The sequence below is a fragment of the uncultured Gimesia sp. genome, from assembly GCF_963972345.1.
In the GTDB taxonomy this organism is placed as follows: domain Bacteria; phylum Planctomycetota; class Planctomycetia; order Planctomycetales; family Planctomycetaceae; genus Gimesia.
Genome location: NZ_CAXAVM010000086.1, coordinates 19,831 through 28,913, shown reverse-complemented (window position 1 = coordinate 28,913; position 9,083 = coordinate 19,831). Strand labels below are relative to the sequence as shown.

At 49.9% G+C, this 9,083-nt stretch carries 9 protein-coding genes; 7 read left to right on the top strand and 2 right to left on the bottom strand.

All coding sequences use genetic code 11. From position 1 onward, the window contains the following. The 5 genes from AACZ40_RS15545 to AACZ40_RS15525 all read left to right on the top strand — a co-directional run. A partial coding sequence (locus AACZ40_RS15545) for a TIM barrel protein (protein ID WP_339674933.1) occupies positions 1–472 on the top strand: 472 nt, incomplete at its 5' end. Positions 473–495: 23 nt separating this feature from the next. Beyond that, positions 496–1,728, top strand: coding sequence for an exodeoxyribonuclease VII large subunit (gene xseA, locus AACZ40_RS15540; RefSeq protein WP_291170232.1), 1,233 nt, complete (start codon positions 496–498; stop codon positions 1,726–1,728). A gap of 55 nt (positions 1,729–1,783) precedes the next feature. Next, positions 1,784–2,134, top strand: a complete 351-nt coding sequence (locus tag AACZ40_RS15535) for an exodeoxyribonuclease VII small subunit (protein WP_291170230.1) — start codon at positions 1,784–1,786, stop codon at positions 2,132–2,134. A gap of 134 nt (positions 2,135–2,268) precedes the next feature. Further along, positions 2,269–3,099, top strand: coding sequence for a type III pantothenate kinase (locus tag AACZ40_RS15530; protein WP_291170229.1), 831 nt, complete (start codon positions 2,269–2,271; stop codon positions 3,097–3,099). 6 nt (positions 3,100–3,105) lie between these two features. Next, the gene (locus tag AACZ40_RS15525; RefSeq protein ID WP_291170227.1) at positions 3,106–4,269 is read left to right on the top strand and encodes a GTPase; all 1,164 of its coding nucleotides are present in this window, start codon (positions 3,106–3,108) and stop codon (positions 4,267–4,269) included. A 16-nt stretch (positions 4,270–4,285) separates the two neighbouring features. Here the strand turns inward: AACZ40_RS15525 and AACZ40_RS15520 are convergent, their stop codons facing one another. Next, positions 4,286–5,584 (bottom strand): glycoside hydrolase family 15 protein, encoded by a 1,299-nt coding sequence (locus AACZ40_RS15520; protein ID WP_291170225.1) that lies wholly within the window; start codon positions 5,582–5,584, stop codon positions 4,286–4,288. Between the two features lie 426 nt (positions 5,585–6,010). Between AACZ40_RS15520 and AACZ40_RS15515 the strand changes: the two genes are divergently transcribed. After that, entirely contained in the window at positions 6,011–8,605 is a 2,595-nt protein-coding gene (locus AACZ40_RS15515; RefSeq protein ID WP_291170224.1) for a hypothetical protein, read from the top strand. 119 nt (positions 8,606–8,724) lie between these two features. After that, the gene (locus AACZ40_RS15510; RefSeq protein WP_291170222.1) at positions 8,725–8,865 is read left to right on the top strand and encodes a hypothetical protein; all 141 of its coding nucleotides are present in this window, start codon (positions 8,725–8,727) and stop codon (positions 8,863–8,865) included. On the opposite strand, the gene AACZ40_RS15505 is transcribed toward AACZ40_RS15510, so the two are convergent. After that, positions 8,866–9,081, bottom strand: coding sequence for an RNA-binding S4 domain-containing protein (locus AACZ40_RS15505; RefSeq protein WP_291170220.1), 216 nt, complete (start codon positions 9,079–9,081; stop codon positions 8,866–8,868). Positions 9,082–9,083 lie beyond the last annotated feature (2 nt).

The following is a 9,083-nucleotide window of genomic DNA, read 5'->3' as shown; positions in this document are numbered from 1 at the left end:
CATTCATCCCGGAATGATTCAGTCAACGGACACAGGTCATTTTCCCATGATCTGCGAAGTACTGAATGATCTGGCACGACACGCTTCTCATGTTGGTACTGACCTCTGTCTCGCCTGTGAAAAGAACTCGTCTGCCGTGATGCGTGAACTGGTCTCGCGCGTCACGAACGGCTTTATTGGCATCGACTTTGATACGGCAGAAATGATTTATTCACGCCAGGACCCGGAAGCGACGATCCGAGAACTGTATACCTGGATCAAATCATACCGACTGCGTGATGCCATTCGTGAAATGGATGGCGAAGGCTCCGAGGTCGCGCTGGGCAAGGGTATGGTCGTGTGGGATCACTTCCTGCCACTGGTAATGGAGACCGGTTACCAGGGATGGCTCACCGTGGACCGTACTCAAGGTGAAAACAAAATAGAAGATTGCCGCACTGGCATTTCCTATCTGAATTCACTGCTACCCTGATTTCGTAAATTGATCGATTACTTATGTCTCTTGCAGAACCTGAAATTCTTTCCGTTACCCAAACGACTCGTCAGATAAAAAATCTGGTAGAAGCAAACTTTCCTTATGCATGGGTCGTCGGAGAAATTTCCAATTGCACAATGGCCAGTTCCGGTCATATCTATCTGACATTGAAGGATGACGCTGCCCAGTTAAGGGCCGTCATCTGGAAGCGCACTGCCTCACGGTTGAAATTTCAGATTGAGGATGGCATGGAAGTCGTGGCTGCCGGCCCTATCGAGGTTTATCAGGCGCGCGGCACCTATCAGCTGAATATCGAACAACTGCTTCCCCAGGGAGTGGGGGCGCTGGAATTGGCGTTTCGACAGATGCAGGAAAAACTGGCTGCAGAAGGCCTGTTTAACCCCGAACATAAACAACCGATTCCCCGGTTCCCGCGAAAAATTGCCCTCGTCACCAGCCCCACCAGTGCAGCGGTACGCGACATGCTCCAGGTGATTACGAGACGCTGGAAAGCCACTGATCTCGTAATCGTACCTGTGGCAGTTCAGGGCGAAGGAGCCGCAGAACAGATCGCGGCAGGAATCGAACTGGCTGCCCGTATTCCCCAGGTAGAAACGATCATCACAGGACGCGGGGGAGGCAGCCTGGAAGATCTGTGGGCATTTAACGAGGAAGTGGTGGCCCGTGCTATTTTTGCCTGTCCCATTCCCGTCATCAGCGCTGTCGGGCATGAAATAGACATCAGCATCGCAGATCTGGTCGCGGATCGTCGCGCTTTAACCCCCAGTGAAGCTGCCGAACTCTCCGTTCCGCTGCAATCAGATGTTCTGGCGACTTTGACACACTGGCAGAGTCAACTCGTCACAAATCTGAAACAACGAGCGCGGCAGGTTCGCATGCAGCTCGATGCGATTGCCGCCCGTCCCGCTTTAACCCGTCCTCTCGATATGGTTCACCAGCGTGCTACACAGGTCGATGAACTGGATCGCAGGTTGAAACGCAGCACGCGTGATATGATCACTCGTTGTCAAACTGAAACCAGACATCTGGCCTCTGCCTTAGATGCTTTGAGCCCCCTGAAGGTACTGAACCGGGGATACAGTATCACCCGTAAGGAGTCAGCAGGCGAACCTGCAGAATTGAATATTGTAAAATCGATCAACCAGGTGAAGTCTGGTGAAGTACTTCACACTCGCCTGTCCGATGGCACCGTGGTAAGCCGGATTCAGGAAATCCAGGAGGGCTCCGAATGACCTCCTGCTACTTAACTCAACCAGTCCAACATTTTGATATTTAAAGATATTAGACATGGCAAAGAAAAAATCAGCACAGTCAGAAACGCCCCTTTTCGAGGAATCACTGGCAGAATTACAGGAAATTGTATCGACTCTGGAAGAAGGGACCGCCGGTCTCGAAGAATCAATGGAACACTTTGAACGTGGGGTGAAACTGCTTCGTTCGTGTTACAAGTCCCTGGAATCAGCCGAGCAGAAAATTGAGATCCTGACGCGCGTTGATGAAAATGGAAACCCTGTACTGGAAGAATTCGACAGTACGGCATCGATCGATACGAAAGGGCCTTCCAAAACAGGTCGTCGTAAAAGCAGTTCCGCCGGAAAAGATTCCGATGAGAACGAGAATGATCGAACGTTGTTCTAACCTGTCTGCATAACAGTCCGGACTGAATATCGAAGTACCCAGGATAACATGTTTTAGTGGGATTCATCACCACCCTGTTTCGGTCTCACAGAATACAATCACTCAGGAATTCCTCATTCGTTATAAGTAATCTCATGGCGCATTCGCTCAAACAACTGGCCATTGATGTCGGTAACAGTCGAATCAAGTTTGTGCTGCTGCAAACTGAGTTTCCTGTCAAAGCCTGCAGGCAGCTTCCTTTGGTTGAACATGCTTTCTCGGCACCTCTGGAAGAACCGGTTCCCTGGACTCAGATTCAAAACTGGTCCGGCGATCAGCCCCTTGAGCACTGCCAGAGTGTCGTCGCTGGTTCGAATCCTCGAGGAATTAAAAAAATCGTCACGGACTGGTCATTGACTTCGTTTCCCCCACCGATCGAAGTCCTCAATACAGAAGATTTTCCATTGACCATTGATGTAGACGAGCCACGTAAAGTGGGAATTGACCGTTTGTTAAACGCCGTCGCCGCCAATACCTTACGCGATACAGATCAGGGTGCCATTATTGTCGATACCGGAACTGCGACCACTGTGGACGTCGTCTCATCTGAGGGTCATTTTGCAGGGGGATCCATTCTACCGGGATTTGAACTTTCCGCAAAATCGCTCCATGATTACACGGCTCTATTACCACTGATTCCGGTATCTGACCTGCGCCAGCAGGAACCAGTAGTACTCGGAAAACATACGACCAATGCAATTCGCAGTGGCTTATTCTGGGGTCAACTGGGGGCAGTTCGGGAACTGATTCACCAGCTTCAAAATCATTCGCTTTTCAAAACCTGCCCGGAACCACCATTGGTTCTGCTCACGGGGGGCGGTTCCTCATTACTCGCGCCGCATCTTGATGAATTAGTGCGGTTTGAACCATTATTAACACTGCAGGGACTGGCGATCGTGGCACAAGAAATCAGCGGGATCAGGTAATTCAACATGCCTCAGTCGATTGAAAATCATGAGCCGGTTTCCTGTTCCGCGACGCTGTTAACGCCTCGCGGACGAGGGGCCGTTGCGACAATACGCGTGAAAGGCGAATTGAATTCAATAGCAGCCGCCATCAATGCCTGCTTCAACGCAGCCAATCAAAAATCGCTCGCAGCGCAACCATTGAATCGAATCGTATATGGCCTCTGGGGACAAACCAGCAATGAAGATCTGGTGATCTGCCGCCTGGATGAATATACCGTCGACATCCACTGTCACGGGGGCCTGGCTGCTGTAGAGCGGATACTTTCTGATCTGGAAGCACGGGGTTGCCCACGAAATTCATGGGAACAACTGGTGAAATCGACCAAAACAGAATTAGACTTCGAACTTCAGGACAGGCTCACTGCGGCGACCACATTTCGCACGGCAGAAATATTGCTGCGTCAGTCTGAAGGGGTCCTGAAATCAGCGTTTGAAGCCCTTCTGCCTGTTGCTGATCAACCCTTTGATCTGGATTACTACCAGTCACAAATTCAGAACCTGCTGGACTGGGAACAATTCGGACTTCACCTGACCTCTCCCTGGTGTGTTGTTCTTGCGGGACGTCCTAATGTTGGCAAATCAAGTCTGATCAATGCAATCCTGGGTTATGAACGATCGATCGTATTCAATGAAGCAGGCACGACCCGGGATGTCCTCACTGCTACCACAGCCCTTGAAGGCTGGCCTATCCAGTTCTCCGATACAGCAGGGATTCGCGAACAGGCCGATGTGCTCGAATCAACGGGTATCCGGCGCGCAGAACAGATGATGCGTTCTGCAGATTGTAACCTGATTCTGATTGATGTCAGTCAGCCTGAACAGGCACATGACCTGAGACTCGTCTCCCAATGGCCCGAATCAATCATAGTCGCACACAAATCGGATCTTCCGCAAAGCTGGAAACAGCCACTCCCCCACGCTGCGATCTCTGTCTCATCAATCACGAAATCAGGAATCGACACCCTGCTGGAGCAACTCATGAAAAAACTGATTCCAGCAGTTCCAGAAAAAAACACACCTGTTCCTGTCACACCACGTCAGATCCGGATTTTACAGCAGGCAGCCGAAGCATTAAAAGAATCGAACCAGTCGGTTTATACCCGTCTGATTCACCAACTCCTGTCTTAGGACAAACTCGCCTCTCTTATTGAATGCGGGTCTTCAGTGTCTGTTTCCATTGCTGCAGGGCCATCATCAGATTGCCCTGTGTCCACAACAGGGGAGTAATGTCATTGGGAACATATCTGCCTTTTTCCAGGTAATATGATTCAGGACATTTATAAGGCCCGAATACAGATTCACTGGTGGTGAGTTGACCGAGGGAGCGATCCAGGTGAAAACGTTGCTTTTCAAAATCCTCTGTTTTTTCTGACTGTAGAAACCTCTGACCGTAAATCACCGACAACACGGAATCGAAAATGCACCATTGCGCTTCCTGTCCGGGTTTCAACAGTTTATCTCGACTCGATTGATCATCGCTGAAGTCGACGGTGCGATCCTCTTCACCCAGCATATCTTTGTAGTCGGCACACCAGTAAGAATCGCCCAGGTAACGACGGATTCCATACTCGCCCATTAAATGGGATCGAACATCTTCCATAATCTTCTCCGCCATTTCTCCCTGTACCAGGCCGAGCGGGAAAATCAGAAACAGCAGCGCACCATCATACTTTCGTGCCAGCAGGGGATCTTCCTGAATACATTCTGCCGGCAGGATTTCATCCAGGGCAGCCTGCCCCTGTTGAATCAGTAAGTCAACGGAATCATCAGTAACGGGTACCCCTGCATAACGAAACTGATTCCAGCGTTCAGACTGGTCCAGATAACGTTTCAGCATCTTCAATCCACTGACCACGGTGCCGATACTGGAAGCTTCAATTTTCCGTGTCTCTTCCCAGTGACCACTGTCTGCATCTTCCCAGTAACGGATCGATTCGAAATATCGCACAAAGGCTGCCAGTAATTCCAGCGTACCTGAAACCGGTTCCAGCTTGCCCTGGGATAGCAGCAAACAATAAAACCAGACGTAATAACCCAAAGCGTCATTTTGCGCATGCGCCCATTTCTCATCAATCTCGCCGAGCGTATTCCCATCAAAGCGAATGTGAGGGCGTTTCATGACTTCAGCGGGGCTGGCCTGTCCGGAGATAATTTGATCAAACCGATCCCGGTGCCTGGTAAAATACTCCGTCAATGTCGAGATGGCTTTACAGGCTGGTCCAGACTTTCCAACTGCGTTTAAAGCATGTGCAACATGAATATTATCTCGAACCCAGATACTCTGATACCCGGTTGACTCATGCGCTATGGCCGCTGGAAACAGTCCATTCTCCAAAGCCGGAAACGAAAACGTCCCCTGTTCTTCCAGAAAACTGACCAGAGCTTCTGTTTCAGCAACGGTCTGCAGTGATTTTATGAGCGAGCGAAAATGTTGGTCATCCATGAGAAACACCTGTTATAAACTAATAAACGGGAATGAATCGAAACAGATCAAAAAGCAGCCCTGACCAATCCGTGAATAGATCGCGCTACGCGCCTCGAATTGTGAAACAATTGGCATGAAATTGCAACGGCAGAGGAAATTCAGAGCAGGATTCTGAAATGATGCAAAAATGCAACAACGTGGTGAGATATCAACGGCCCTCAAATGTCAACGGTTCTCAAAACCGGTTACTTCCCCCTCTTTGATCGGCAATCCTCGCTTTTCAGGCACCTCTAATCGGCAGTACCGGACTGATGCTCAAATTCAGTATTGAAACAAGGCGAGCAGATCTCAACTGACGCTAAAAGGTATAACAATTGCTGATCTCGTAGTCTCCGTTGGTTGTATCTCATCCACTTCTCCCTTTTACACAAGTTGATTCCATTGATGAAAGGTCTGTCTCAGTCTTCTACACGATCCCATCTGATCAGCGTTCTGCTTCTGCTGATTCTGTTTTCAGGCATAGTGATCGCGCGCTGGAACCAACTCTATTTCTATACACCTGACAGTGCCCGCTATGTCATCATGGCGAAATCACTTGTCAACGGTACGGGGTATCGTGAAATCGATACACCTGGCGAACCTCTCTATGCCCATCGCCCTCCAGGAATGTCGCTGCTGTTATCCCCGGCAGCGTTAATTGCCCCCTATAATGTCATCGGGGCCAAAGCCACTGTCTGGCTGTCAGGTCTTGCCATGCTGACGCTCTTATATCTCTATGTCCTGCAACTCCACAAATCAGAAAAAGGCTCATTCAAGTCCAACCCGGATCTTTATTACTGGCCTGCAATTCTGATCGCCGGGATGATCGCCATCAATCCCTACACCCTGTTCTTCTCTACGCTCGTCATGAGTGAAATACCATTCATGGCCTGCTCTCTGGCGATTCTGTATTTACTGGCTGTTCAGACAGAATCTCCCGGTAAATGGCATCTGGCATGTTTCACCTGTCTGCTGATTTTTCTTCCGTTTTTACGAACGATCGGCATAGCACTGGTTCTTGCTGTTGGGATCTGGGCGATTGCTCGCAAAGCCCGCTGGTGGTGGCTGATCGGAGTGGCCTGTTCGCTGCTGGCAACTGGTTTCTGGATGTTCCGCAACTCTGCATTGGAGAAAAGTGGTTATACTTCTGTTGCCCTGCAGGAATTGAAAGCACAGGGCGTTATCGGAACCGTGATCAATATTCTGCAACGTAGCCAGACGCACTTCGACAGTTTTTGCCAGAAACTGTTTCCTGATATGCCGGGAGCAATGCCTCGCTATTCTCGTATGATCCTTGATGAAAACGCGATTTTGCCGGGACCAGTCGGGGTCTACCTGTTGCTCGGCGCGATGATACTTGCACTCTCATGTTACGGGATGATCAAAAGCCGCCGGCAAGGGGGAACCGTCGCACTCTGGTACCTGATCTTCAGCCTGGGAATTCTTTCTCTCTGGCCGTGGATGCAACAGCGGTTTACCCTGCCACTGCTGCCTGTCGTACTCGCTTTTCTGCCTGCAGGCTGGGGCGCTTTTTCAAATCACTTCCAAGTATCCCGTCCCCTGTTTCGCAAAATTCTGTTCGCGGCCTGCGCTCTTTTACTGCTGTTACTGACTGGCTGGCAGTTGAAAACGGACAGCGCATTGATTGATGCCAATCTGAAAATGATTCGGGATCCGCAGAACTTTTACAAAGATCAATTACCACCCAATCAGTTCAGCAACTGGACTGCGGCCGGTACATGGATCAGGGAAAATACGGCTCCCTCTGCCCGACTGATTACACGACGCGCGGATATCGCGACCACGGGACATCGCTTTCAAAAGCTGAACTTTTTTGAAATTACTAATGCAGAACAGCTACACAAAGAGATTCAGAAATTGCCCGCTGATTACCTCGTTACATTCAGCCGAGAGACGGTCTCCGCGTTTCCCTGGCATCTCCTTGACCAGGACCTCGTCTATCGTATGACACCGGTATATGACGAACAGGGGGTCATGATTCTCAAGCTGGAACCGAACCGCAGTGGCACGATACGAAATCAATACTGGCACCCGGATGACTCTCTCAAACTGGCAAGAGCGGCGATTGAAAAGTTTCCTCATCGCCTGGCGTTTCAGGTTGCCTATGCACAACAACTGTTTGCCACCGCTCACTATGATGAATTGATCGACTACGTCGGCAACCTGGAGCAGCAACAGATCACGGATGTCAGACTGACCAACCTGCTGGCCTGGTCTTATATCAAAACGAAGCAATATCAGAAATCCATTCGGGAGTTTGAACGGGCATTTTCGATGCCGGACCAGAAGATGCTCCGTCGCGATCTCGTCAGAGGAATCAACCTGGCACATGACACGCTGGAAGCCAGTTATCAATCGGGAGCCCAGGACGAGCAGCCTGCAGTTCAAAGCGATCAGGTCGATCTGCAACTGGCTGAGAATTATCTGCGTTTCTCTGAAATCACCACAGCAGAACAGACTCTCGTGAAGGCACTCAAGCAGTCATCCGCTTATCCCGGCTCAGCAGGCAAGCGACACTATCTGCTGGCAAAAATCTATCTCGCGGAAGGTCGTAAACAGGAAGCCAAACAGCAGTTAAACCATGCCATCGCCTCAGGAGAAGCAGAAGCTTCTCAGACTTTGCACATGCTCCAACTGGAAGAAGTGATCGAGCGCCTGCTAAAAATTCCCCAAATAACAGATGATGCAAAACAGGAACATCTCAGCTCGGAATCTCTACAGGACGTATTGACACTGGTCAGCTGGTACGAGGAATCGGGCGTTCCCGGCAAAGCACTCAGTCTGCTGGAACGGGCAAATGTCTTGATTCCGAACCAGCCAGAGATACTCAGGTTACTCATCCAGAGTCAATTGTTTTATGCGCAAACCTCAGATGCGGAAAAAACACTGATACAGTTGAATAAACTGACACCTGCCAGTCAGTATCTGGAAGAAATCAAGCAGCATATCGAATCGCTGCGCAGGCTTCCCCGTTTCTAAAACGCAACCATCAATATTCTGAAGTGCGTTTTTATTAACTCAATCAGGCACTCAGCCACACAGGGTGTAGAATTACGTAGTTTACAGATTGTTGCGGGCCAGTAACGGGGGGACGTTCGATGGAACTCTGGATCGATGGCTGGATGGATTATCTGCTGAATGCCTGGCAGAACGCAACAGCGACTGATTATCTACTGTTGATGAGCTGTGTGATTGTCATCGGGGGAATCTTGAATCTCCACCGCAGCAGCGCAAGATAATCAATTCTCGTCTATTAATTCCACACACCACTCTTCTCCGGCATACGCCACAATGTCTCCGGGGGAGAGTTGTTTGCGTCGTCGTGTTTCAACCACGCCGTTTACAGTGACTTCTCCTCCCTGGATGACCACTTTGGCATGCCCACCAGTTCCCACTGCCGCCTGAAATTTTAAAAACTGATCCAATCGAATCGGTGGCCGATCTTCTGATACCATAT